The sequence below is a fragment of the Bradyrhizobium sp. JR4.1 genome, assembly GCF_040548605.1.
Classification (GTDB): Bacteria; Pseudomonadota; Alphaproteobacteria; order Rhizobiales; family Xanthobacteraceae; genus Bradyrhizobium; species Bradyrhizobium canariense.
In genome coordinates this window covers 291,229-314,603 of sequence record NZ_JBEPRY010000001.1, presented here as the reverse complement: position 1 = coordinate 314,603, position 23,375 = coordinate 291,229, and the positions used below count along the sequence as shown (strand labels likewise).

Sequence of the window (23,375 nt, the reverse complement as noted above, 5' to 3'; positions counted from 1 at the left end):
CCATGGCCCTCAGAGAAATCATCATCCTGCCCGACAAGCAGCTGCGTCTGGTCTCCAAGCCGATCGAGAAGGTCACGCCGGAGATCCGCAAGCTTGCCGACGACATGTTCGAGACCATGTACGACGCGCCCGGCATCGGGCTCGCGGCGATCCAGATCGCGCAGCCGTTGCGGCTGATCACCATGGACCTCGCCAAGCCCGACCAGGACGGCGAGACCAAGCCCGAGCCGCGCGTCTTCATCAATCCGGAAATCATCGCCTCCTCCGAGGACCTGTCGGTCTACGAGGAAGGCTGCCTGTCGATCCCCGAATATTACGAGGAGGTCGAGCGTCCCGCGAAGGTGCGGGTGCGCTACATCGATCTGGACGGCAAGGTGCATGAGGAGGACGCCGAAGGCCTCTACGCCACCTGCATCCAGCACGAGATCGACCATCTCAATGGCGTGCTGTTCGTCGACTATCTGTCAAAGCTCAAGCGCGACCGCGTGCTGAAGAAATTCGAGAAAGCCGCCAAGCGCGGCGAGTGAGTAAGGTTTAGTGCTGCCTCACACTCCCCTGCGCTCCCTCCCCCCTTGTGGGGGAGGGCGGGGGAGAGGGATAGCCCAGACGGAAGTCTCTCCGTCATCTGAATCAGGTGCGTGCCGCGAAACCTCAAACCGAGAGAGCGCGTCGTGTGGCACCCCTCTCCCTAACCCTCCCCCACAAGGGGGGAGGGAACGTACCGAGTTCTTGTCATGCCACTCCGCCTGATCTTCATGGGCACGCCCGATTTCTCCGTGCCGACGCTGCTCGAGCTCGTCGCGCATGGCCACGAGATCGCGGCCGTGTATACGCGCGCGCCGAAGCCCGGCGGCCGGCGCGGCCTGCAATTGCAGCCGACCCCGGTGGAAGAGGCCGCGCGAAAGCTCGGCGTGCCCGTGCTGACGCCGAAGACTTTGAAAACGCCGGAGGCGCTGGAAGAATTTCGCGCCTTCGACGCCGATGCGGCCGTCGTCGTCGCCTACGGCATGATCCTGCCGCAGGCGATCCTCGATGCGCCAAAGCTCGGCTGCTACAATCTGCACGCTTCGCTGCTGCCGCGCTGGCGCGGTGCCGCTCCCATCAACCGCGCGATCATGGCCGGCGATGCCGAGAGCGGCGTGATGGTGATGAAGATGGATGTTGGCCTCGACACCGGCGACGTCGCCATGGCGGAACGGCTCGCGATCACGGACAATATGACCGCGCTCGATCTGCACGATCGTCTGGCCCGGCTCGGTGCCGATCTGATGGTGCGCGCCATGGCCGCGCTCGACCGCGGCGGACTTCAGCTCAAGCAGCAGAGCGAGGATGGCGTCACCTACGCCGCCAAGATCGACAAGGCCGAAGCGCGGATCGACTGGACCAGGCCCGCGCGCGAGGTGCAGCGCCATATCCACGGCCTGTCGCCGTTTCCCGGCGCCTGGGCCGAGCTCACCGGCGTGAGCGAGAACGCGCGCGTAAAAATCCTGCGCTGTGAATTGGCGAAGGGTTCGGGTACGCCGGGCGAGGTGCTCGACGATCACCTCACCATCGCCTGCGGCGAGGGCGCAATCCGCCTGATCGAGCTCCAGCGCGAAGGCAAGGCGCGCATGCAGGCCGCGGACTTCCTGCGTGGCGTGCCGCTGAAGTCCGGCGCCAAATTCACCTGACGCTGTCATACCCCGCGAAGGCGGGGTATCCAGTACGCCGAGGCTTCTCGGTCGAACGGATAGGCTGCGGAGTACTGGATCGCCCGGTCGAGCCGGGCGATGACAGCGAAACTGGACAAGATGCCCCGCTACAAGCTCATCATCGAATATGACGGCGCGCCGTTCTTCGGCTGGCAGGTGCAGGAGACGCTGCCCTCGGTGCAAGGCGCGCTGGAGGCTGCCGTGAAGGCGATGACCGGCGCGGATGCGCGCGTGCACGGCGCCGGGCGCACCGATGCCGGCGTGCATGCGCGCGGCCAGGTCGCGCATGTCGATATCGACAAGCAGTTTCCGCAGGGCCGTTTTCGCGACGGCTTGAATGCGCATTTGCGCCCGCATCCCATCGCCGTGCTCGAAGCCGATATCGTGCCGGAGACTTTCGAAGCGCGCTTCTCGGCCATCAAGCGCCACTATCGCTACCGCATCGTCAACACCCGCGCCAATCTCGCGCTCGATGCCGGCCATGCCTGGCGCGTGCCGCGCCGGCTCGACGCCGATGCGATGCATGCGGCGGCACAACGCCTGCTCGGCAAGCACGATTTCACCACCTTCCGCGACACCGAGTGTCAGGCCAGGTCGCCGGAGAAGACGCTCGATCAGCTCGACGTGCTGCGCGACGGGCGCGAGATCACGATTCTCACCTCGGCGCGCTCGTTCCTGCACAGCCAGGTGCGCTCGATGGTGGGGTCGCTGATGTGGGTCGGCGAAGGCCGCTGGACCGCCGAAGATCTCTCCGTAGCGCTCGCTGCACGCAACCGCGCCGCCTGCGGCATCGTCGCCCCGCCGGACGGGCTGTATCTGATGCAGGTGGATTATTAGAGCGCGAGGCTGGAAACTCTCGCCGCGCTCACCACTGTCATTCCCCGCGAAGGCGGGGAATCCAGTACGCCGCGACCTCTCGGATCAATGACTGCTGTCTCGGATTACTGGATCGCCCGGTGAAGCCGGGCGATGACAGCGGAGGGTTTGGCGGCAATGGGGGCTACGCAAAATACCTCGCCAAAATCCCGCGATACACCTTCGTCAGCTGCTCCAGGTCCCTGACCGGCACGCGCTCGTCGACCTGGTGCATGGTCTGGCCGACCAGGCCGAACTCGATCACCGGGCAATAGCTCGAGATGAAGCGCGCATCCGAGGTGCCGCCTGAGGTCGACAGCTCCGGCTTGCGGCCCGTGACTTCCTCGATCGCGGACACCGCGAGATCGGTGAAAGGGCCGGGCTTGGTCACGAACACGTTCGAGTTCGAGGGCTCCCAGACGATGCGGGCGCGGATGCGGTTGCCGCAGGCTTTTGTCAGCCGCGTCTCGACCAGCTCGCGCAGGCTCGCCTGGGTGTGGTTGTCGTTGTAGCGGATGTTGAATTTTGCGCGGGCTTGGCCCGGGATGACGTTGTTGGCGGTGTTGCCGACGTCGACCGAGGTGAATTCGAGATTGGAGGCCTGGAACTGCGCGCTGCCATGGTCGAGCGGCTCGTCGGAGATGGCCACGATCAGCCGCGAGATATCAGGCACCGGATTGGCAGCGCGGTGCGGATAGGCGACATGGCCCTGCACGCCGTCGACATACAGCGTGCCGGATTGCGAGCCGCGGCGGCCGACTTTGATGGTGTCGCCGAGCGCCTCGACGTTGGAGGGCTCGCCGAGCACGCAATGATCGAATTTCTCGCCGCGCTCCGCCGCCCACTTCAGCAGCTTGATGGTGCCGTTGATGGAGACGTCTTCCTCGTCGCCAGTGATCAGGAACGAGATCGAACCTTTGCCGTCGCTGCGTGGCTTGCCGTCGTTCGCGGCAAGATGCTCCAGCACCGCGGCGACCGAGCAGGCGATGCCGCCCTTCATGTCGACCGCGCCGCGGCCGTGCAGAAAGCCGTCCTTCACCTCGCCGGAGAATGCGCCGACGCTCCAGGCGCTCTCGTCGCCAGGCGGCACCACGTCGGTGTGGCCGGCAAAGGTGATGTGCGGCCCGTCAGTGCCGATCCGCGCATAGAGATTGTCGACGTCGGCGGTACCGGGCTCGCTGAAGGTCACGCGGTGGCATGTGAAGCCGGCTGCGGTGAGGACTTGTTCGAGCACACCCAGCGCACCGGCATCGGCCGGAGTTACCGAGGGACAGCGGATGAGATCGCGGGCAATCGAGAGAGCATCGGTCATGCGCGCCCCAATCAATCCCGCAGCAGCTCGTTGATGCTGGTCTTGGAGCGCGTGCGCTCGTCGACGCGCTTGACGATGACGGCGCAGGCGGTGCTCGGGCCGATCTGGCCGTTCTTCATGGGCTTGCCGGGCAGCGCGCCGGGGACGACGACCGAATATTCCGGTACTTCGCCGATAAAGATCTCGCCGGTCTCGCGGTCGACGATCTTGGTCGATGCACCCAGGAACACGCCCATCGACAGCACCGCGCCCTTGCGCACGATCACGCCTTCGGCGACCTCGGAGCGCGCGCCGATGAAGCAATCGTCCTCGATGATCACAGGCTCGGCCTGCAGCGGCTCGAGCACGCCGCCGATGCCGACGCCGCCGGAGATGTGCACGCGCTTGCCGATCTGCGCGCAGGAGCCGACGGTCGACCAGGTGTCGATCATGGTGGATTCATCGACATAGGCGCCGAGATTGACGAAAGAGGGCATCAGCACGACGTTGCGGGCGATGAAGGCCGAGCGGCGCACGATGGCGCCGGGGACGGCGCGGAAGCCGGCGTCGCGAAAGCGGTTCTCGCCCCAGCCGTCGAACTTCGAGGGCACCTTGTCCCACCAGGTCGCCTTGCCGGGGCCGCCGGGAATGGCGCCCATGTCGTTGAGGCGGAACGAGAGCAGCACCGCCTTCTTCAGCCATTGATTGACCTTCCACTTGCCGTCGGTGCCGCGCTCGGCAACGCGGGCCTCGCCCTTGTCCAGAATCTCCAGCGCGTGATCCACGGCCTCGCGGACCTCGCCCCTGGTCGAGGTCGAGACGCCGTCGCGCGCCTCGAAGGCGCCGTTGATGGTGGATTCGAGGGCGGACAGGGACATCAGGATTTCCTCTCGGGAAGGCAGGATTTGCGGTGATTTGGAGCGCTTTTTCGGGATTTGGGGGGACGGAGTCAAGGCAAACTCAGTGTCGTCCTCCATCGTCGTCCTGGACAAGCGAACAACGTGAGCGCCGATCCAGGACCCATTACCCCTGGGAGGTGTTTGGCGAAGACTGGTAGTTATCAGCTCGCGCCAAATTCCACCCTGGGATAATGGGTCCTGGCTTTCGCCAGGACGACAGCGGTTATTTGGGAGACAGCCTGCCCAAAAAACCCGCGAGATCATCCGTGACATGGTCGACATGGGCGGCATCACGGCCCGCCAATTCCCAGTCCTCGCGCACGACCTCTTTCGTCCCATCCGGTATCACCAGCACGGTGGTCATGCCGAGTTCGTGCGGGACGGTGAGGTTGCGGGCGAGGTCTTCGAACATCGCGGCGCGGGTCGGATCGACCGAATGGTCGGCGAGAAACTTGCGGTAGGTCTGCGGCGCCGGCTTCGGCTCGAAGTCGGCGGCGATGATGTCGAACACGCCGTCGAAATGCGTGGCAAAGCCGAGCCGCGCCAGCACCGCATCGACATGATCGACCGAACCGTTGGTCAGGATCAGCTTTCGTCCCGGCAGTTTTGCGATGGCCTCGCCCAGCGCCGGGTTCGGCTCTAGCGGAGAGTGGTCGATCTTGTGGACATAGGCGAGATAGTCGTCGGCGCGGACGCCATGCAGGGTCATCATGCCGCGCATGGTGGTGCCGAAGCGCTGGTAATAATCCTTCTGGATCTTGCGCGCTTCCACCGCTGTCAGATCGAGCCAATTGCAAACGAACTCGGTGATCCGCGCATCGACCTGTTGCCACAGATTGACGTGGTGCGGATAGAGCGTGTTGTCGAGGTCGAACACCCAGGTGTCGATATGGCCGAAGGCACGGGGGGATTTCATTTTCACTCTCTATCCGTTGACCGCGGCGGCGCCCCACCCTCAATCGTCGTCCTGGCGAAAGCCAGGACCCATACTCCGTGACCGATCATTGGGGCACGCTAGTCGTCGTTCTTCGCCAAACGCGATCCTGGGGTCATGGGTCCTGGCTTTCGCCAGGACGACAGCGGAGTGCATGGCACCGGTACGATCACAAAAGCAATCACGGCATCGCAAACCGCAGCGTCTTGCCGCCGCTCGACATGTCCACCGCGCCAAAACCCGTCGCCGCGAAGCCGCGCGCGCCGCAGTCGGTCTGCTCGTTGGTCTCGAACTTGGTCTCGCGCGTGCAAAGCTGCTTGTCGCCGCCCCAGTTCAGCGGCTTGTCCTTTAGCTTGACGATTCGGTTGTCGGCGTCGATGGCTTCCGCGAAGCTGAAGATCTGCTTCGGCTGGCCGCTCACATCGGGGTGCAGGCAGGTCTTGGGGTCGATGCGATACCAGCCGCGGCTGGTCACCGCCTTGCCGTCGTCGGTGGCAACCGCCGCCATCACCTTGTGCGTGGTGTCGTTGCACCAGGTGAGGCCGGTCGCAGACGGCGTCTGCACGGCATCGACCATGGTCTTGAAGAAGTTCGGCGACGACAGGATGTCGGACGACAATCCGCGGCTCTTCAGGAAAGCGGCCAGCGCGCCTTGCGTCTTCGGCCCGTCGACGCCGTCGATTGGCGCGGCGTCGTAGCCTGCGATCACCAAAAGCCGCTGGATGCCGGCGAGGCGAGCCTGCTCGTCGTCATATTCGGAGTCCTCGGCGAGATAGGCGACGAAATTGCCGTCCGCGCCTTGCGTCGGCGTGATCTGGGTGAAGGCGGCCTGGGTCTGGCCACTGCGGCACTGCCGCGCGGCCGCGATGACGAAATTGTCCTGCGCGACGCACAGCGTGTCGCTGCCGTTCTGCGGGATCGGGGAGGCGCCGTAGACGCCAAGCGCGCGGGCGTTGAGCAGGATGCGGTCGGCGGAGAGCGTGCCTTGCACGACCACGCGGCAGGTGGCGGGGTCGATCCTGAACCAGCCACGCGTCGCGGTCGCCGCCTTGTCGTCGATGCCGATCGCGGCCTCGACGACATAGGACATGCGGTTGCAGATTTTCAGGTCGGCGAACGCCGGTGCGGAGGAGAACACGAACGAGATGGCTGCGGCAGGGAGCGTCATCAAGAAACGGCTCAAGGTCGAGCGGCGATGCCGCCGAGTCCTCAACTCGTCATGCCCGGGCTTGTCCCGGGCATCCACGTTCTTGGCGCGGGACGAAAGGTCGTGGATGGCCGGGACATCTTCGCGAAGACGCGCTTCGCGCTGTTGCCTGGCCATGACGGCTTTCATGCGTGGCGCCTCTCGCATCACTTGTGGATCAGCGTGCCCGTGCCGGTGTTGGTGAAGAGCTCGAGCAGCACCGCGTGCTGCATCTTGCCGTCGATGATGACGACACCCTCCACGCCCTGTTCGAGCGCATAGATGCAGGTCTCGACCTTGGGGATCATGCCGCCGGAAATGGTGCCGTCGGCGATCAGCTTTCGTGCGTCCTTCACCGAGAGCTGCGGGATCAGCTTCTTGGATTTGTCGAGCACGCCCGGCACGTCGGTGAGCAGCAGCAGCCGCTTCGCTTTCAGCGCGCCGGCCACAGCGCCGGCGAAAGTGTCGGCGTTGACGTTCAGCGTCTGGCCCTCTTTCGAGGTCGCGAGCGGTGCCAGCACCGGGATCAGCTCGTAGCCGATCAGCTGGTTGAGCAGCGTGAGATCGACTTTCTCGGGATCGCCGACGAAGCCGAGATCGACCGCCTTCTCGATGTGCGAGTCCGGATCCATGATGGTGCGCGTCGTCTTGGACGCCTTCACCATATTGGCGTCCTTGCCTGATAGCCCCACGGCCTTGCCGCCGGCCTCGTTGATGTAGCCGACGATCTGCTTGTTGACGGAGCCGGCGAGCACCATCTCGACGATCTCGATGGTCGCGGCATCGGTGATGCGCAGGCCGGCTGCGAATTCCGAGACGATGCCGAGGCGCTTCAGCATGGTCGCGATCTGCGGGCCGCCGCCATGCACCACCACCGGATTGATCGCGGTCTGCTCGAGCAGCACGATGTCGCGGGCGAAATTCTTCGCGGTCTCCTCGTCGCCCATGGCATGGCCGCCATACTTGATGACGATGGTTTCCTCGTCATACTGCTGCATGTGCGGCAGCGCTTCGGACAGGATGCGGGCCTGGTCGAGCGGGGAGATTTCGGTCATGAGGCGGATCTCGCTGGCGGGATACTCGGGCCGCGTTCTATCCGATTGGCGGGCGGGGCGCAAAGTGGTCTTCGTCCCCCACACGCAGCCGCGTAGCCCGGATGGAGCGCAGCGTAATCCGGGAATCTACCCGCGCAAGCTCTCCCGGATTGCGCGGAGCCTGTCATCGGGCGGCGCTTCGCGCCGACCCGTTGGCTCCATCCGGGCTACGGACTGCGCTTCACCACCACCGCGGCGAGCGTCACCGCCAGCCAGCTCAAGATCATCACCGATCCACCGGTCGGCGCTGCATAGGGAAACAGCGAATGGCCGGCATATTGCCGCAACGTGAGGTCGCCCGCGAACAGCGCGGCGCCGGCTGCGAAGCCGGACGCGGCGATGATGCCAATTCCGTCGTGCAGAAGGCCGCGCCCGAGCAGGGCGACGGCCGCGAGTATGGCGGTTGCATGAAACAGCAGCATGGCACTTGCGGCGGCGAGCCGGCTCGCATCGCCGCCATGCGCGGAAGCCGCGGCCAGCGCGACGCCGGCGGCGCCCATCACGCCGGCAAGCCCGATCAGCAGGCGGAATGCCGTCATTACGAGGTTCGCTCTTCCAGCAACTTTGCGATCGCTGCGCGCAGCTCGGCCATGCCGGTCGCGCTCCGCGACGAGGTCGCGAGCACGTTGGGGAACGCCGCCGGACGCTTGGCGAGCGCGGCCTCGGTCTCGATGATGCGCGATTGGAGCTCGGTGGCCTTGATCTGGTCGGCCTTGGTCAGCACGATCTGGTAGCTGACCGCGGAGCGATCGAGTGTCTTCAGGACTTCGAGATCGACGTCCTTGAGGCCGTGCCGCGCGTCCACCAGCACGTAGACACGCGCGAGGCTGGCGCGTCCGAGCAGGAATTTGTGGATCAGCTCGGTCCAGGACGCGACCTGGCTCTTCGGCGCTTTGGCGTAGCCATAGCCGGGCATGTCGACGAGGCGCAGTTCACTTTTCCCGGGGACCTCGAAGAAGATCAGCTCCTGGGTGCGGCCCGGGGTATGCGAGGTGCGCGCGAGCGCGTTGCGCCCGGTCAGCGCGTTGATCAGGCTGGACTTGCCGACATTGGAGCGGCCGGCAAAGGCGATCTCCAGCCCCACCATCGGCGGCAGCGTTTCAGTCGAGGGCGAGGCCCAGATGAACTGCCAGTCGCGCGTGAACAGCTTCCGCCCGACCTCGATCAGCTTCGCATCCTTGTCGTCATTCATGCGAAGGCTTTCTGTTTGTCCGCGTCATTGCGAGCGAAGCGAAGCAATCCAGAAATGCGTCCGCGGAGGGGCTCTGGATTGCTTCGTCGCTCGCTCCTCGCAATGACGACCGCTACGTCGCCTTCTTCGCGAACGTCGCCTTGAGATTATCGAATAACTCCACCTTCACGCCGTTGCGGCGCATGATGAAGCTCTGCTGCAGCACCGAGAGCGTGTTGTTCCAGGCCCAGTAGATCACGAGGCCTGCCGGGAAGCCCGCCAGCATGAAGGTGAAGATCAGCGGCATCCAGTTGAAGATCATCTGCTGCGTCGGATCCGGCGGCGTCGGATTCAGCTTCATCTGGAACCACATCGTGATGCCCATGATGATCGGCCAGATGCCGAGCGCGAGGTAGTGGCCGAACACCGGGATAGTGGTCGGATCGAACGGGATCAACCCGAACAGAGTGAACAGGTTGGTCGGGTCCGGCGCGGAAAGATCCTTGATCCAGCCGAAGAACGGCGCGTGCCGCATCTCGATGGTGACGAACAGCACCTTGTACAGCGAGAAGAACACCGGGATCTGGATCACCACGGGAAGACAGCCGGCGACCGGATTGATCTTCTCCTTGCGGTAGATCTCCATCATCTCCTGCTGCTGCTTCACCTTGTCGTCAGGGTAGCGCTCCTTCAGCGCCTGAAGCTGCGGTTGGACCGACTTCATCTTCGCCATCGAGGCGTAGGACTTGTTCGCCAGCGGGAAGAACAGGAGCTTCACGATCACGGTCACGAGCAGGATCGAGATGCCGAAATTGCCGAAGAAGCGGTAGAAGAAGTCGAGGCCGAGGAACATCGGCTTGGTGATGAAGTAGAACCAGCCCCAGTCGATCAACAGATCGAAATGGTTGAGGCCGAGTTCCTTGTTGTAGCCGCCATGGCCGGCGAGCGGGAAGTTGATGCCGACGACGCTGGCTTCCTTGGCGCCGGCGAACAGCCGCGCGTTCGCGGTCGCGGAGCCGCCGATCGCGACAGTGACGGGATCGAGCAAATAATCGGTCTGGTAGGTGTGGACGTTGCCGCTCGGGTTCGACGAGAAGCGCGCCTGAATTTGCGCACTGGTGTCCGGCAGCAGCGCCGAGGCCCAGTACTTGTCGGTCATGCCGAGCCAGCCATTGGTGGCCTTGAAGTTCACCGTCCGGGCTTCGTCGATTTTCTTGTAGGCGTATTCCTGCAAGCCATCGAGATAGCCGATCAGGCCTTCATGCAGGATGTAGTAGCCGGAGACCTGCGGCGTGCCGTGGCGCGAGATCAGCGCGAACGGATAGAGCGTGACCGGCGCGTTGCCGACATTGCTCACCTCGTCCTTGACGGTGAAGAGGTAGTGGTCGTCGACCGCGATGGTGCGGCGGAAGCTGAGGCCTTCGCCATTGTCCCATTTCAGCACCACCGGCGTGGTTGGCGTCAGGCTGCCGCTGCCGTCCTGCTTCCAGACGGTCTGCGCGTCCGGCAGTTTCGCCGTCACGCCCGTCGCCGGCACCCAGCCGAACTCGGCGTAATAGGGCTCCGCGGTACCCGAGGGCGAATACAGAATGATCGGCGGTGACTTCGGGTCGACCGTTTCGCGGAATTGCACCAGCGCGACATCGTCGATGCGGCCGCCCTTGAGCGAGATGCTGCCGGCGATCCGCGGCGTCTCGATCTTCACGCGCGGGCTCGCTGCAATCGCGCTGTCACGGCTTTGGACCGGCTGGGCTTGCTGGTTCGCGCTCGGCGTCGACGGCTGGGCCGTGCTGCCGGCCTGCGGCGTGGCGCCCGGCGTCGCGGAAGCCGTTGGCTGCGGCGTGGTCTTCTGCAGCTCGGCCTGTGCCTGTTGCTGCGCGCGCTGCTTCTCCATCGCCGGCATGTTGTAGAAATATTGCCAGGCGATCAGCACGAAGCCCGACAGAATGACGGCGAGGATGGTATTGCGGTTGTCGGTCATCATTCTCTCGTCATCAATCCGGTTTGCGGCTGGTCGCAGGAGCGGGGCCGGGCTTTAAGCCGTCGGTTGTTGGGCTGCTTTTTGAGCCGCGTCCCTTGTGCGTATGCCGCGCGGGCTTCGCGAACGCTATGCGCAGATCGTCGAGCATGGTGGCGAAGTCGCGCGAGAGCGCGTCCCTTCGGCCGACCAGCACATAATCATGATGGGGCTGCATCGACATCGGGTCGAGCCGCTTCACCAGTTCGCGAAGCCGGCGCCGGATGCGATTGCGCTGGGGGGCGTTGCCGTTCTTTTTGGTGACGGTGAAGCCGATCCGGATCGGGCCGCTATCGTCTCGGCCAAGGTTTTGGCGGTCAAGGCTTCGGCGGTCAAGGCTTTGCAGGACGAACGCGGGACTATTCACCCGCGCGCCATTGGCAACGGCGAGGAAATCCGCTCGCTGCCTCAGCCGATCCATGATGAAATCCCAAAAAAGGGGGTCCGGCTCAGGCGCTCAGACGCTTGCGGCCGCGGGCGCGGCGGGCGGCGAGCACCTTTCGGCCGCCGGCCGTGGCGAGACGGGCACGGAAGCCGTGACGGCGCTTGCGCACCAGTTTGCTGGGTTGATAAGTCCGCTTCACGGGTTTTTCTCCGCTGACCGGGCAATTTGCCTGTAGAATTGATGATAAAGTCCGGAAGATGCTGCCCAAAACGGGCCTTTTTCGGCCCCAAGAGAGCCGCTCCCGGCGGTCACACCGGGTCATCGCGGACAATTGGCCGGCTTATATGCGAGCGCCTTCTTTTCGTCAACGCCGCACAAGAGCTCAATTCGGGCGAATATCGCTGTCCGTGCGGGGTTTTTAACCCTTGAGGTAGCGACTCGCCAGATCTGCGCTTACATCCGACCTTGGCAGATTGACGATCTGTAATTTGACCGCGCTGGGGGCGGGCCGCATCTTGATACGCGCCAAAACCCTTCACCCGGCGATATCTTTCATCCGGTAAAGGCAGCGAGGGCGAATTTCGTGGCAGCGACAGACCTCCAGCCGATCCAGGATGGGGATCAGCGGGACCCGCCGGCGGCGCTGCCGCGCGGGACGCGCGGGCTTGGGCTGTCCGGCAAGCTGCTGCTGCTCACCGTTCCCCTGGTGATGATCGCGGCCATCCTGCTCTACGTGCCGGCCATCGCCAACTTCTGGGTCAACCGGCTCAACGACCGCGTCGCCGCGGCCAACACGGCGGCGCTGGTGCTCGATGCGGCGCCGCTCGGCATGGTCCCCGATTCGCTCTCGCGCGAGATCCTGAAGAGCATCAATGCGCGCGCCGTCGCCATCAAGATGGGCCAGCAGCGCCGTCTGCTCGCCAGCGACAATCTGCCCGCGGCCATCGAGCACGACATCGACCTGCGCGACATGACGGCGTGGGAGGCGATCACCGGCTCGTTCCGGATGATGCTGGAGACCGGCAACCAGGCCATCCGGATCGTCGGGCCCGGCGTCGGCAACGCCCAGTTCATGGAGATTGTCACCGACGAGCTGCCGCTGCGGCAGTCAATGTACCGCTTCTCCCGCAACGTCGTGGTGGTCGCGCTGATCATCGCGGTGCTGACCGCCGGCCTCGTCTATCTCGCCATGCATTATCTCTTCGTGCGCCCGATGCGGCGGCTGACTGCGAGCCTGGTCGGCTTCCACGAAAATCCCGAGAGTTCGGCGGGGATCATCGTGCCGAGCCAGCGCAGCGACGAGATCGGCGTTGCCGAGCGCGAATTGTCGGACATGCAGCGCGACCTGATGTCGATGCTGCACCAGAAGAGCCGGCTCGCCGCCCTCGGCCTCGCCGTCTCCAAGATCAATCACGATTTGCGCAATCTGCTGGCCTCGGCGCAGCTCCTGTCGGACCAGCTCGCCAGCGTGCCGGATCCGCGGGTGCAGCGCTTTGCGCCAAAACTCGTGCGCTCGCTCGAGCGCGCCATCGCCTTCTGCCAGTCGACCTTGTCTTACGGCCGCGCTCAGGAAGCCGCGCCCGACCGGCGCATGATCATGATCGAGCCTGTGGTGCTGGAGGTGCGCGAGACCGCCGGCCTTGCCTCCGACGCCTCGATCGCCTGGGTCGCCGCGATTGAGCGCGGGCTCGCGGTCGACGCCGATCCCGACCAGCTGTTTCGCGTGCTGCTCAACCTCGTCCGCAACGCCGCCCAGGCGCTGGAAAGCCATGCGTCCGCCGAGGGCGGCGCGCAGCAGATCCGGATCACGGGAAAACGCGAGGGCGCGGTCGCCATCATCGAGGTCTCCGACACCGGCCCTGGCGTGCCGCAGAAGACCCGCGATCACCTGTTCGAGGCGTTCCAGACCTCCGGCCGCCCCGGCGGCAGCGGCCTCGGCCTTGCCATCGCCGCCGAGCTGGTCCGCGCCCATGGCGGCGACATCCATCTGGTCGAAGGCACCATCGGCGCCACCTTCCGGATCGTCATCCCCGACCGCCCCGTGGAACTGCTCTCCGTCCGCAACGAGCGGGCGCGGGCGTAGGTCGGCCGGCGGCCGAGTGCGGAAACCGTCATGTCCCTGCAAAATCTCCCCAATCCGGACCTTGCCAATTGGGGCAAGAGCGGTTAGTCAGAGCGCTCTTTCGCACCCCTCCGGCGTCGCCGGGGGCTGCCTGCGGGCCACGCCCGCACTGTCAGCGAAAAACGCGCCCGTAGCTCAGCTGGATAGAGCATCAGACTACGAATCTGAGGGTCGGACGTTCGAATCGTTCCGGGCGCGCCATTTCGGTACCGACTGTCGCCTGGTCACGCGGATCGAAGCCCCCTTCAGCGGCCCAGCGCAGCGGTCATTGCCCGGTTCGTTCACTCCCTCCGCTCACTGAGACCCAACTCTGTCCATAGCCACGCGAAATTGTAGCTCGCCATCGGATTATCTGGATCGGCGTGCTTCGCCGTCCGGTTCTCCATGAGCTTGAGCCACTCGACGACCTTCATCCGTCCGCCCTCCGTCTTCACCGCGGTCCGCGGCGTTTGCCCGTCGAGCGCGGGAACCGGTTGATCGAGCACGTCACGGTAATGCCGGTCCATGTAGTCATGGACGATGGCACGCTGCTCGTCCTCAGGGATATCGAGCTGATTTGGCATGGCAGACTCTCGCGACACCATGACCTGCTCGATCGATTCCGTCTTGACCGAGGGGTGGCGCAGGCGTCCGCCGAGCGCGTCGGACAGCAGTGCGCATCCGCGGCTGCAGCGCTGTTCGGAGTTGGTATTGAGCACCAACGTCTTGCTCTCCAGCCGTATATCGCCCAGCACGAGCCTGTCCTCGTCGGACCATGTTTCGAAGGTCAGCTGTTTCCGCGATGATCCGTCGTGCCCTGGTGCGGCGGCGGGCTTGGCTGCGCTTCTGTTTTCGCCAACCCAGCTCCATGACTTCGAGCTCGTGGCGCGAAACTCCGGACGTGCTTCCAACGCCGCTCGGATGTCACGCCCCGTGGTGCGGGCGGCGAGCGGGAAGCGCGCCTCGCACAGCATCACCTCGTCCCCTTCCGCGTTCCGCAAATCGGGAATTCTCGGTGACTGAATTCGGTCGATGGCGTCGACAAGCCAGAACGTGGTGAACATGGGCGTGATTGCGCGGAGCCTGTCGGTGGGAGAAAGATCCGAGAATCGGTCCTCGTCGAACTCGTATCCGTTCGCTTCCGCCAATTCTCGCTCTTCCTCGCTGCTCAGCGACTCCAGCTTCCGAACGGCCGCGACCAAAAGTTCCGATGTCTCGTGGTCGAATACCAGCAAGCCGCCACCGATCTGCGACCGCGAACCGACATGAACCACGCGCGCGGCAATGCGGTCCCATGGCTTGAGGCTTCGGGTCGCGCTCCGCTCGCTGACCAGGACCGGTTCGGCGTCGCGAAGCAGGTCGCGCGCCAGGAACGAAGTGTCGGGGACGATGTCGCTGACCTCATAGAGGCTCATCGTCGATTTCCGCAGCGCGGCCATGTAATTGCGAATCGATGCGGATTCTTTCCAGCCGCGGCGCTTGAGATAGTCATCCGTCGCGTTCTCGCCGTCGAATTCACGGGTCAGGAAGTCCTCGAAAGCGCAGGCCCACACGGTGCTCATGAACAGGTCTTCGCCGATGGTCGAAGCGATCTGCTCGATCTCGATGCCGGTTTCCTCGCAGGTGGGGACAAGGTGACCTTCAAGGACCCAGTCGAACCGATCGGCCCATCGATCGCGCGTAGACCACCTTATCAACCCTTCGAGCACGTGCTTGCTGGCCATGTCCCTGCTCGCATCCCGGAATTCCCGGTCGCCGCGTAAGCGCGGCCATGCCGGAGTTTAGCAGGCCCGCGCGACCTGTTCGATCCGGAACTGGATTTTTCGAAACGACGATCAACGAATTTCTTTGGCACCCGAACTGGCCCTGCGACGCCAGGGCCGCGTGCGCGCCGACGATGCCTGCTCGCACCGCTCACCGAAGCCGCTGCAATTGATTGCACCGGTTCCAAGCCTACGCGAACAAGGCCCGCTTTAGCGCCGCCCAACTTCCTGCGCCGTCGGATCCGAACCGAGCCCCTTGCTCGTCAGCAAAAGGTTGAACTGATCGGCGAAAAAAAGCTGCCCGTTCGGAGCCGTGATCGAAACCACAAAACCATTCACCGCGTGCTTGCGGGCCAGGATCACCGCAACGATCGCGCTGTCACGGAAATCCACGGTGCGGCAGTCGTCTTTAATAGCTTCGATGATAAATGTCATTTGGCCCATGACTACAATTGGCACGCGCCAATTGCGCGCCCGGCAACTCAACCTCGTATCGGTGAAAATGATGTTGCCGACAAGCCAGCTATTGACCCGATGGAACCGCGACCATACCCATATTGGGGGAAACAGCAGACCGGTCCTGCCTCACGCGGTGCGCCAGGGAGACATATAACTGGCTTGCAACCGACTTGTGGACGTCGGACCGGACATCCGTAGAAGCGGGCACTGGCCATGGTTGGTACGGCGAAAGACGAGGACATCGCGGCGGATTTGATCCGAACCGTCTCCCGCCACTCGTTGGCCTACATGCTGTGCGCAGCCAGCGAAATGTTCCGCCACTACGATTTCGATCCGCTGGACTTGATGATCATTCATGCGGTCTTGAACGCGAACGTTCTCAAGATCATGAAGAACCCCGAACTGGACCGGCAATTTGGCAGCATCCAGGCGGTTGAGCCGGACAAGATCAAGCAGGGCGTTTCCCGTGCCGCCCTGTCCCGCTTTTTCGGTCTGCCGATCGAAACCGTCCGGCGGCGCGCCGATCGCTTGAAGAAGCAAGGCATTTTCCGCGAGACCGACCATGGACTGATCGTGACCGAAGCCAATCAGTTCAAGTTCGGCAATAATCACGAGCTGCAGAGAACCAACATGCTCCTGGTGCGGAAATTCCTCCGTGACCTGACGGAAGCGGGCGTCGAGCTTCCCGGCGGGATTTGATGGACCATTGCCTTGGAGTCTCCGAACCGGGACCGCACCGCGCGCAGGCGGCGTGCGCCATTCATCATCCGGCTTTCACGCGCTCTTCGGCCGAAAGGCGACGATGGATCCGGTTGGCTCGTCTTCGCGCATTGCCGCCTCGATGGCCTTCGCCAACGCAGCCTGGTCGAATGGTTTTGACAATCGCGGCAGGCTGGATCGTTCGTCGCTGGGAATCTCTGCGTATCCCGTGCTCAGGAGGATGACCGTCCCGGGGCGCTCCGCGGCGACAGCGCTGGCCAGCTGCAGTCCAGTCATCCCAGGCATGGCATAGTCGGTCACGACCAGGTCGACGGTACGGGTGCGGCGGAGCAAAGCCAGTGCCTCGTCGCCCGAGCGCGCCTCGACCACGATGTGCCCAAGATCGTCCAACATCGCTGCCGTGTTCTCGAGCACCAGGAGGTCGTCGTCGACGACAAGTACGGAAAGCTGTCGGCTGGCCCGCGGTACGGGCGCCGGAGCTTCCGCGCGCGGGTCAGGCACCGCGGTCTCCCCGGCCATCGGCAGCCAAATTTCGGCTGTCGTGCCCTCCCCGGGAAGGCTCCTCAAAGCGAGCTTGCCGCCGGACTGCTCGGCAAGTCCGTGGACCATTGACAGGCCGAGCCCGGTGCCTTTGCCGACGCCTTTGGTCGTAAAGAACGGCTCCTGGGCGTGCCTGAGGGTCTCGTCATCCATGCCGCAGCCGGTGTCGCTCACCGAGAGCGCAACATAGTCGCTCGTCCGAAGGCCGCCATCGCCCCGCTCTTCGCGAGCGGCAATGGTAATCAGGCCGCCGCCCGGCATCGCATCACGTGCGTTGACCGCCAGGTTGAGGACAGCCAGTTCGAGCTGGTTCGCGTCGACCCTCACCTTCGGCAGGTCCATCGGAAACAGCGTCTCGACACGAATTCCGGCCTCGAATTTCAGCAATGAGGCCATGCCGTGCACCAATTCGTGGATATCGACGACCGCCGGCCTGAGATCCTGTTTACGCGCAAAAGCGAGCATACGCTGGGTCAGGGACGCGCCCCGCTGCGCGCCTAGCGTCGCGTTGTCCACCAGGCGCTGGACCTTCGCATCGCCCGGCGGCAGGCGCCTCTTCAGAAGTTCGAGGCTGCCGAGAACGGCTGCGAGCAGGTTGTTGAAGTCGTGGGCCACGCCGCCGGTAAGCTGGCCGATGGTTTCCATCTTCTGCGACATCATCAGTGCTTCGCGCGCCCGATCCAGCGCATCCTGTGCCCGTCGCCTTTCGCTGACGTCGCGCACGATCTTCGCAAAGCCGGCGATTGCGCCGCTCTCGTTCCGTACCGCAACGATCGTTGCTTCCGCCCAGAAGCGGCTGCCGTCCTTGCGGACACGCCAGCCTTCGATTGCAGACTTCCCCTCCCGCTCGGCTTCAACAAGGGCGCGCGCCGGGGCCCCGGCCGCGCAATCCTCCTCGGTGTGAAAGATCGTGTAGCTCGTCCCCACGATGTCATCGCCATAGCCCATCAGCCGGTGCGCGCCGAGATTCCAGTTGCCCACGCGCCCGTCCGGATCGAGCATGAAGATCGCGTGGTCGACGATACCTTCGACAAGGAGCCGAAAGCGTTCTTCGCTGCGCCTCAGGGTGTCGGCCTCGCGTTGAGCGCGCTCCGCGGAAGCCCTGTCATAGACGGCAGCCGCGATTCCGATGCTCAGGATCACAATGGTGATGCCGGCGAGCAGGAACGCGAGCGGCGCCTGACCGACGCCGAGATGTCCTGCCTGCCGGGCCATGATGTTCGTCGGCAGGAACATGGCGCCTTCCATCGCGGCGTAGTGCATGCCGGAGACCGCAAGGCCCATCACCAGTCCCGCGAACAGCCGCTGGACCGCGTTGGTGTTGCGAAAGGCGAGCCAGAGCGCCACGACGGAGGCGCTGATCGCGATCAGGATCGAGAGCACAACCCATCGGGGATCGTACTCCATGAGGGCCGCCATTCGCATCGCGGCCATGCCGGTATAGTGCATGCCGGAGATACCAAGTCCCATCGCGAAGCCGGATGCGAGGAGCGCCCGTGGCCGTCGTCCGACGACGGCAAAGGCCGCAGCGGCGACGACGATCGGAATGACAAGCGAGAGGAGAGTCAGGAATGGGTCGTACGAGATCTCGATTCCAGGCAGGCTGAAGGCCAGCATACCGACGAAATGCATGGACCAGATGCCGCCGCCCATTGCGATCGCGGCGGCTACCAGCCAGGATCGGCGGGCCCTTCCCGAAGCAGCTCGCATTCGGGTCGCCAGGTCCAACGCCGTATAGGAGGCGAGTGCCGCGATCAGAATCGATAACGCAACCAGAACGGGATCGTGAAAAGCCGCATGATGATGCATTTCGGCCGACGCTAGCCGAACTTACGTTCGCGTTCGCGTTCCCGCAAATTGTCCTCCCCCGACGACGCCGAGTCATCCTCGGCACCAAGATCGTTTCCGCCTGACAGGACGGCGCCGATGACCGGCCGCGGCATCCGTACCTCGCCAGACGAGAATCAGTTGAGAATAGTACCGACGACGAGCCTGCACCGCAAAGGTGGCAGCAAGTCGGCCGGTTCCCGCAAAAGATGCATGACGAGCGGCCGCCCGTCATACGCGAGGGCAACGTCACGCGCTGCTACGCCGGCAAGGGCGTGGCGCGCTACCAATGGTAAGATCCAGGCAGGCTCGGCCGGCGGTGTGAGGTGCAGCACGCGAGATCACCTGTAATCTGCTTCACACGCAAACGCGCCCAATGACGCTAGATGGAACAGGCCGTGCCTCCGCGCGGCCTGTTCGGAGCTGGCGATGATGGCTGCACTGGCAAAGGCGATATCCCGCGCGACGAGAACCGACGTTGATGTCGAAACTCTGAAAGTCCTCGTGATCTTTTCGGGCGCGGGCTTGCTGCTCTCTCTCGTGGCCGCAATGATCTACGGACAGGCTGTCAGCGCCGCCTTGTTTTGAGAGCGCGCTTCGCCAAATCGACCATTCGCCTCACCGCCACCCGAGCGCCGGCGCCACGTGCGTGAGGATCGCCTCGATGGCGTGCGCGCAATAGTCGACGCCGAGCTGGTTCGGGATTGTCAGCAGCAACGTGTCGGCCTCGGCGATCGCCTCGTCCGCTCGGAGCTGCTCGATCAGCACATCCGGCTCCGCCGCATAGGAGCGGCCGAAGATCGCGCGGGTGCGCGGGTCGATGAAGCCGACCTGGTCCTCGCTCCCGCGCTCGCCGCCGAAATAGGCGCGGTCGCGATCGTCGATCAGCGCGAAGATGCTGCGGCTGACGGAGACGCGGGGCTCGCGGGCGTGGCCGGCTTCCTTCCACGCAGCGCGATAGTTACGAATCTGAGCGGCCTGCTGCACATGGAAGGCTTCGCCGGTCTCGTCGTTCTTCAGCGTCGAGCTCTGCAGATTCATGCCGTGCCTGGCGGCCCAGACCGCCGTGGCGTTCGAGCCGGCCCCCCACCAGATCCGTTCGCGCAGGCCTTCCGCATGCGGCTCGAGCCGCAACAGGCCCGGCGGATTTGGGAACATCGGCTGCGGGTTGGGTTTTGCAAAACCTTCGCCCCGCAAGATGTCGAGAAAGACCTCGGCATGACGCCGGCCCATGTCGGCGTCGCTCTCGCCCTCGGCCGGCTGGTAGCCGAAATAGCGCCAGCCATCGATCACCTGCTCGGGCGAGCCGCGGCTGATGCCGAGCTGGAGGCGCCCGCCGGCGATGAGATCGGCAGAGCCGGCGTCCTCCGCCATGTAGAGCGGATTCTCGTAGCGCATGTCGATCACGGCCGTGCCGATCTCGATCTTGCTGGTCTTGGCGCCGACCGCGGCGAGCAGCGGAAAGGGCGAGGCGAGCTGCCGCGCGAAATGGTGCACGCGAAAATAGGCGCCGTCGGCGCCGAGCTCTTCCGCCGCAACCGCAAGCTCGATCGATTGCAGCAGCGTGTCCGCGGCCGAGCGGGTCTGCGATTGCGGCGAGGGCGTCCAGTGCCCGAAGGAGAGGAATCCGATCTTTTTCATGGAGGCAACATATGGATGATGAGAACAGTTTGCGACACCTCGGATCGAGGAAAAAAATGGCAACATGGGCAGGCGTGTACGCGTAAGTGCCGTTCCTCGAGGGGGAAGCGGACCGAAGCAGGCAACGCTGCAAGCGCCCCTTTTCACCCAACTGAGACAGGTGCGCCGCAGGATTGTTGCGATGCAGAGCGCGGGGATGTAAAAGGACTGCGGCGGCAAGATCGTCTGAAACGCCAGCTGCGCTAAGCCCTCTCCAGCATGCGGTACCTGATCCCATGACAAAAGCGCGCGCCGTACCCATGCCCAGCAGCAGCGTGCTTGCGCCGCTTTACGCGGGCGCGGACCTTTTGGACGCCTTTGCAATTCAACTGCCGGCGGGCGCCAGCGATGACGTAGAGGTGCTGGCACGCGCCGCGCTTGAGCGACAGGCGTGGTGGATCCGTGCGCTCACGCGTGTCCGCGATGTGGTGATGGCGGCAGTCGCCGTCAAATCGTCGCGCGCCGTCGGTCTCGCCGCGGCGGCACGTGGGCCGGTTATCGGCTTCTTCCCGGTGCTGTCAAAGACTGCGACGGAGTTGGTCGTGGGCGCGGATGACCGGCATCTCGACTTCCGCGTCACCATTCAACTTCGCGCCGATGCAGCAAATGGGCGCGAGCTGGTCGCGGGGACCGTGGTGCATTGCCATAACCGACTGGGGCGCATCTATCTTGCGACGATAGCACCGTTTCATCGCGTGATTGTCCCGGCCAGTTTGGAGCAGGCGGCAAGAGCAACGAAGAATTGAGCATGCTTTGGTGGTCGTGACTGGCTGCGGTCGACGAACGAGCCGGCTTCTGGCCCATCAGCAAAATAGCGGCGCATCGCGTTGAGGTCCGCTTGGTGAGGCAAGGCGGACTGGATCTGCTCAGGTTCAATTCTTCGCATTTTGACCCAAGGCAGACATTCAGGATTCTTTAGTCGTCGTGCGCTCTCGGTGGCTGACCTATTCCTCGCAAATCGGGTGGTTGTCCGTAATTGCCCGATGAGCGTTGGTGCAAAGTAAAGCTGGGCCTAGTTCGATCTCGGCGGATTGAACTTTATCGCGGGGCCGATCTGAACGTTCTCTTCACGAACGAGAGCACCTCCAACATTCACCACGCACCCGGCCTGCCAGTCCCAATAAGCCTTCTGTTTCATCGGCTCCCATCGTTTTCTACATTGATCATCTGACACATAAGGAATGACGACAAATGTGAGAGCGGCGATAAGTCCGCATCCAATCCAAAACATGCGCATCTTCCTTTTCTCAGCGACAGTGAGGAAGGACCCCTGACTGGCCGCTTCTTTCCATATAGTGTTGTGGCCGTCAAAGGTTGCATAAAAATGTCGCGCAACCAGTTCGATCCCGCCAACGTCGCTTTTGCCCCCGTGCTGACTCGCAAAGGCGAACTGCCATGTCCGGTTTCGCGAGAGAACGGATACCGCCGACTTCGCGAGCTATCGGGTTTATGACTACGCTCCCTGGCGCATCCGGCGTCGTATTGACGCCGGCCCGTGTTGCCGTGACGCCTCAGGCGTAGGCGACCCAGCCGCGGAAAGTGAAGCCGGTATAGAACAGCGTCGGGTCGGAGAATCCGGCCCGCCGCAAAATCGCTTCATCCTGCGCAGGCGCGAGGATTTCCAGATGGTTAGTGACGGCGTTCCGCGCGGCGGCCGCCTGGTCCGGCTCGACGCCGGACGCGGCGAGGTACGCGGAGTATCGCGAGAGCCACAGCGGGCGTTCCTCCTCGCCATTGGGCGCGCTCAAATGCGCGACCACGAAGGGCGCGCGCGGCTTGAGCCGGCGGCGGATCTCCGAGGCGATACGGCGTCGCTCCTCGACATCGACGAAGTGCAGGGTCAACAGGCAGGTGGCGCCGTCGAACGGGCCTTCCGGAGCATCGTCGATGTAGCCTTGATGAAGACGCGCGCGTGGCGCGAACGATCCGAGGGTTTGCCTCGCTAGCCCCAGCATGGCCGCGGACGGATCGACGCCATCGAAGCTCCAGCCTCCATGCGCTTGCGCAAAAGCCTTCAGCTCCAGGCCGCCGCCGGCTCCGAGAACGAGAATCCGTGCATCGTCACGCGCGCGCTCGGCCAGTAGGATCGCCGCCATGGACAGCATGGCATTGTAGCCGGGGACGAACCGTGGCGGTCCTTCGGTGTATCTCGCCACCGCTTGCGGATCGGAAAACACGTTCTGAACGTCGGTCATGATGTCGTCCTTGCTGAAATGGGCCAATCACGCGCCATGCGCGCTCATGCCCTGAAGCTTTCGCGAGCCGAGGCGCTTGCGCAGATCGTCGCCCAGCATCGCCAGCGTTACCTCGCCAAAGCGCGACAGCAGCAGCGCCTGCGCATCGCCAAACGCCTGATCGAGGGCGGCATTGACGGACTGTTCGACGAGGCAGCCCGGCGCCTCCGTCCGGTTACCAATCGCCAGAAGCGAGGGACTGCCGAGCGCGATGTAGACGTCGCGCAGCGTCACCTTCGCGAGGTCGCAAGCCAACGTCCAGCCGCCGCCGTGGCCTTTTTCGGAGCGGACGTAACCAAGGTCCCGAAGCCCGGCCATGATCCGCCGGATCACCACCGGGTTGGTATCCATTGCTTTTGCCAGGGTCTCGGACGTGAAGGGACCAGGCTGCTGTGCCATGTGCAGCAGGACGTGCAGCACGCCCGATAATCGACTGTCTCGTTTCATGTAACTTTATATGTTACATGATTTCATTCAAGTCAAGCGATTTCGGCGCGAGCCTTCCGATCTCACGCTTCGACCGGAAGC

General features: G+C 64.0%; 23 protein-coding genes and 1 tRNA gene. 8 read left to right on the top strand and 16 right to left on the bottom strand.

The window, feature by feature from the left end:
* Positions 1–2: 2 nt before the first annotated feature.
* From def to truA, 3 genes are all read left to right on the top strand, one after another.
* On the top strand, positions 3–527 hold the full coding sequence (gene def / locus ABIB90_RS01620; protein WP_219682519.1) for a peptide deformylase: 525 nt from the start codon (positions 3–5) through the stop codon (positions 525–527).
* 207 nt (positions 528–734) lie between these two features.
* Complete coding sequence (gene fmt, locus ABIB90_RS01615) at positions 735–1,670, top strand: methionyl-tRNA formyltransferase (protein ID WP_354200012.1); 936 nt, start codon at positions 735–737, stop codon at positions 1,668–1,670.
* Between the two features lie 120 nt (positions 1,671–1,790).
* Positions 1,791–2,528 carry a tRNA pseudouridine(38-40) synthase TruA gene (gene truA / locus ABIB90_RS01610; protein WP_354200373.1) on the top strand — a complete coding sequence of 246 codons (738 nt, stop codon included), beginning with the start codon at positions 1,791–1,793 and terminating at the stop codon, positions 2,526–2,528.
* Between the two features lie 163 nt (positions 2,529–2,691).
* Here truA and dapE read toward each other — a convergent pair whose 3' ends face one another.
* The 10 genes from dapE to rpmH all read right to left on the bottom strand — a co-directional run bounded on the left by dapE (position 2,692) and on the right by rpmH (position 11,722).
* A complete protein-coding gene (gene dapE, locus ABIB90_RS01605; RefSeq protein WP_354200011.1) occupies positions 2,692–3,858 on the bottom strand; it encodes a succinyl-diaminopimelate desuccinylase in 1,167 nt (388 codons plus the stop codon).
* An 11-nt stretch (positions 3,859–3,869) separates the two neighbouring features.
* On the bottom strand, positions 3,870–4,715 hold the full coding sequence (dapD, locus tag ABIB90_RS01600; protein ID WP_354200010.1) for a 2,3,4,5-tetrahydropyridine-2,6-dicarboxylate N-succinyltransferase: 846 nt from the start codon (positions 4,713–4,715) through the stop codon (positions 3,870–3,872).
* Between the two features lie 244 nt (positions 4,716–4,959).
* A complete protein-coding gene (locus ABIB90_RS01595; RefSeq protein ID WP_354126956.1) occupies positions 4,960–5,652 on the bottom strand; it encodes a pyrimidine 5'-nucleotidase in 693 nt (230 codons plus the stop codon).
* A gap of 199 nt (positions 5,653–5,851) precedes the next feature.
* The gene (locus ABIB90_RS01590; protein WP_354127106.1) at positions 5,852–6,838 is read right to left on the bottom strand and encodes a DUF1036 domain-containing protein; all 987 of its coding nucleotides are present in this window, start codon (positions 6,836–6,838) and stop codon (positions 5,852–5,854) included.
* A gap of 185 nt (positions 6,839–7,023) precedes the next feature.
* A complete protein-coding gene (gene argB, locus ABIB90_RS01585; RefSeq protein WP_007597683.1) occupies positions 7,024–7,911 on the bottom strand; it encodes an acetylglutamate kinase in 888 nt (295 codons plus the stop codon).
* Between the two features lie 206 nt (positions 7,912–8,117).
* Positions 8,118–8,489, bottom strand: coding sequence for a DUF423 domain-containing protein (locus ABIB90_RS01580; RefSeq protein ID WP_007597682.1), 372 nt, complete (start codon positions 8,487–8,489; stop codon positions 8,118–8,120).
* On the bottom strand, positions 8,489–9,142 hold the full coding sequence (gene yihA, locus ABIB90_RS01575) for a ribosome biogenesis GTP-binding protein YihA/YsxC (RefSeq protein WP_354200009.1): 654 nt from the start codon (positions 9,140–9,142) through the stop codon (positions 8,489–8,491). The genes ABIB90_RS01580 and yihA overlap by 1 nt, the downstream gene beginning before the upstream one ends.
* Positions 9,143–9,254: 112 nt before the next feature.
* Complete coding sequence (gene yidC / locus ABIB90_RS01570; RefSeq protein ID WP_354162527.1) at positions 9,255–11,102, bottom strand: membrane protein insertase YidC; 1,848 nt, start codon at positions 11,100–11,102, stop codon at positions 9,255–9,257.
* Between the two features lie 13 nt (positions 11,103–11,115).
* Complete coding sequence (gene rnpA / locus ABIB90_RS01565; protein ID WP_354200008.1) at positions 11,116–11,559, bottom strand: ribonuclease P protein component; 444 nt, start codon at positions 11,557–11,559, stop codon at positions 11,116–11,118.
* A 28-nt stretch (positions 11,560–11,587) separates the two neighbouring features.
* Entirely contained in the window at positions 11,588–11,722 is a 135-nt protein-coding gene (gene rpmH / locus ABIB90_RS01560; protein WP_008542748.1) for a 50S ribosomal protein L34, read from the bottom strand.
* Positions 11,723–12,106: 384 nt separating this feature from the next.
* Here rpmH and ABIB90_RS01555 point away from each other — a divergent pair, with 384 nt between their 5' ends.
* Positions 12,107–13,606: an ATP-binding protein gene (locus ABIB90_RS01555; protein ID WP_219682512.1), complete on the top strand. Its 1,500-nt coding sequence runs from the start codon at positions 12,107–12,109 to the stop codon at positions 13,604–13,606.
* A 163-nt stretch (positions 13,607–13,769) separates the two neighbouring features.
* Positions 13,770–13,846: transfer RNA gene (locus tag ABIB90_RS01550), tRNA-Arg, on the top strand.
* An 80-nt stretch (positions 13,847–13,926) separates the two neighbouring features.
* On the opposite strand, the gene ABIB90_RS01545 is transcribed toward ABIB90_RS01550, so the two are convergent.
* Positions 13,927–15,333 (bottom strand): DUF7986 domain-containing protein, encoded by a 1,407-nt coding sequence (locus ABIB90_RS01545; protein WP_354200007.1) that lies wholly within the window; start codon positions 15,331–15,333, stop codon positions 13,927–13,929.
* A 264-nt stretch (positions 15,334–15,597) separates the two neighbouring features.
* Positions 15,598–15,822, bottom strand: a complete 225-nt coding sequence (locus tag ABIB90_RS01540; RefSeq protein ID WP_245285951.1) for a hypothetical protein — start codon at positions 15,820–15,822, stop codon at positions 15,598–15,600.
* A gap of 237 nt (positions 15,823–16,059) precedes the next feature.
* Between ABIB90_RS01540 and ABIB90_RS01535 the strand changes: the two genes are divergently transcribed.
* The gene (locus ABIB90_RS01535; RefSeq protein ID WP_354162542.1) at positions 16,060–16,545 is read left to right on the top strand and encodes a hypothetical protein; all 486 of its coding nucleotides are present in this window, start codon (positions 16,060–16,062) and stop codon (positions 16,543–16,545) included.
* A gap of 75 nt (positions 16,546–16,620) precedes the next feature.
* On the opposite strand, the gene ABIB90_RS01530 is transcribed toward ABIB90_RS01535, so the two are convergent.
* The gene (locus ABIB90_RS01530; RefSeq protein WP_007597668.1) at positions 16,621–18,915 is read right to left on the bottom strand and encodes an MHYT domain-containing protein; all 2,295 of its coding nucleotides are present in this window, start codon (positions 18,913–18,915) and stop codon (positions 16,621–16,623) included.
* Positions 18,916–19,362: 447 nt separating this feature from the next.
* Between ABIB90_RS01530 and ABIB90_RS01525 the strand changes: the two genes are divergently transcribed.
* Entirely contained in the window at positions 19,363–19,521 is a 159-nt protein-coding gene (locus ABIB90_RS01525; RefSeq protein ID WP_354126950.1) for a hypothetical protein, read from the top strand.
* 30 nt (positions 19,522–19,551) lie between these two features.
* Here ABIB90_RS01525 and ABIB90_RS01520 read toward each other — a convergent pair whose 3' ends face one another.
* Positions 19,552–20,574 carry an LLM class flavin-dependent oxidoreductase gene (locus ABIB90_RS01520; protein WP_354200006.1) on the bottom strand — a complete coding sequence of 341 codons (1,023 nt, stop codon included), beginning with the start codon at positions 20,572–20,574 and terminating at the stop codon, positions 19,552–19,554.
* Positions 20,575–20,849: 275 nt separating this feature from the next.
* On the opposite strand from ABIB90_RS01520, the gene ABIB90_RS01515 reads away from it, so the two are divergent.
* Positions 20,850–21,359 (top strand): DUF2867 domain-containing protein, encoded by a 510-nt coding sequence (locus ABIB90_RS01515; RefSeq protein WP_354200005.1) that lies wholly within the window; start codon positions 20,850–20,852, stop codon positions 21,357–21,359.
* A gap of 765 nt (positions 21,360–22,124) precedes the next feature.
* Here ABIB90_RS01515 and ABIB90_RS01510 read toward each other — a convergent pair.
* Entirely contained in the window at positions 22,125–22,808 is a 684-nt protein-coding gene (locus ABIB90_RS01510) for a class I SAM-dependent methyltransferase (protein WP_354200004.1), read from the bottom strand.
* A gap of 27 nt (positions 22,809–22,835) precedes the next feature.
* Positions 22,836–23,294 (bottom strand): Rrf2 family transcriptional regulator, encoded by a 459-nt coding sequence (locus tag ABIB90_RS01505; protein WP_007597663.1) that lies wholly within the window; start codon positions 23,292–23,294, stop codon positions 22,836–22,838.
* Positions 23,295–23,375: the final 81 nt, after the last annotated feature.

Excerpts from the sequence above, each read along its gene's own strand:
- ABIB90_RS01520 (WP_354200006.1), bottom strand. The coding sequence starts at position 20,574 with ATGAAAAAGATCGGATTCCTCTCCTTCGGGCACTGGACGCCCTCGCCG.
- yihA (WP_354200009.1), bottom strand. The coding sequence starts at position 9,142 with ATGAATGACGACAAGGATGCGAAGCTGATCGAGGTCGGGCGGAAGCTG.
- fmt (WP_354200012.1), top strand. The coding sequence starts at position 735 with ATGCCACTCCGCCTGATCTTCATGGGCACGCCCGATTTCTCCGTGCCG.
- ABIB90_RS01535 (WP_354162542.1), top strand. The coding sequence starts at position 16,060 with ATGGTTGGTACGGCGAAAGACGAGGACATCGCGGCGGATTTGATCCGA.
- ABIB90_RS01580 (WP_007597682.1), bottom strand. The coding sequence starts at position 8,489 with ATGACGGCATTCCGCCTGCTGATCGGGCTTGCCGGCGTGATGGGCGCC.
- ABIB90_RS01540 (WP_245285951.1), bottom strand. The coding sequence starts at position 15,822 with ATGACATTTATCATCGAAGCTATTAAAGACGACTGCCGCACCGTGGAT.
- dapD (WP_354200010.1), bottom strand. The coding sequence starts at position 4,715 with ATGTCCCTGTCCGCCCTCGAATCCACCATCAACGGCGCCTTCGAGGCG.
- argB (WP_007597683.1), bottom strand. The coding sequence starts at position 7,911 with ATGACCGAAATCTCCCCGCTCGACCAGGCCCGCATCCTGTCCGAAGCG.
- ABIB90_RS01510 (WP_354200004.1), bottom strand. The coding sequence starts at position 22,808 with ATGACCGACGTTCAGAACGTGTTTTCCGATCCGCAAGCGGTGGCGAGA.
- ABIB90_RS01515 (WP_354200005.1), top strand. The coding sequence starts at position 20,850 with ATGACAAAAGCGCGCGCCGTACCCATGCCCAGCAGCAGCGTGCTTGCG.
- rnpA (WP_354200008.1), bottom strand. The coding sequence starts at position 11,559 with ATGGATCGGCTGAGGCAGCGAGCGGATTTCCTCGCCGTTGCCAATGGC.
- def (WP_219682519.1), top strand. The coding sequence starts at position 3 with ATGGCCCTCAGAGAAATCATCATCCTGCCCGACAAGCAGCTGCGTCTG.
- ABIB90_RS01525 (WP_354126950.1), top strand. The coding sequence starts at position 19,363 with ATGATGGCTGCACTGGCAAAGGCGATATCCCGCGCGACGAGAACCGAC.
- yidC (WP_354162527.1), bottom strand. The coding sequence starts at position 11,102 with ATGACCGACAACCGCAATACCATCCTCGCCGTCATTCTGTCGGGCTTC.
- dapE (WP_354200011.1), bottom strand. The coding sequence starts at position 3,858 with ATGACCGATGCTCTCTCGATTGCCCGCGATCTCATCCGCTGTCCCTCG.
- ABIB90_RS01590 (WP_354127106.1), bottom strand. The coding sequence starts at position 6,838 with ATGACGCTCCCTGCCGCAGCCATCTCGTTCGTGTTCTCCTCCGCACCG.
- ABIB90_RS01595 (WP_354126956.1), bottom strand. The coding sequence starts at position 5,652 with ATGAAATCCCCCCGTGCCTTCGGCCATATCGACACCTGGGTGTTCGAC.
- truA (WP_354200373.1), top strand. The coding sequence starts at position 1,791 with ATGCCCCGCTACAAGCTCATCATCGAATATGACGGCGCGCCGTTCTTC.
- ABIB90_RS01530 (WP_007597668.1), bottom strand. The coding sequence starts at position 18,915 with ATGCATCATCATGCGGCTTTTCACGATCCCGTTCTGGTTGCGTTATCG.
- ABIB90_RS01505 (WP_007597663.1), bottom strand. The coding sequence starts at position 23,294 with ATGAAACGAGACAGTCGATTATCGGGCGTGCTGCACGTCCTGCTGCAC.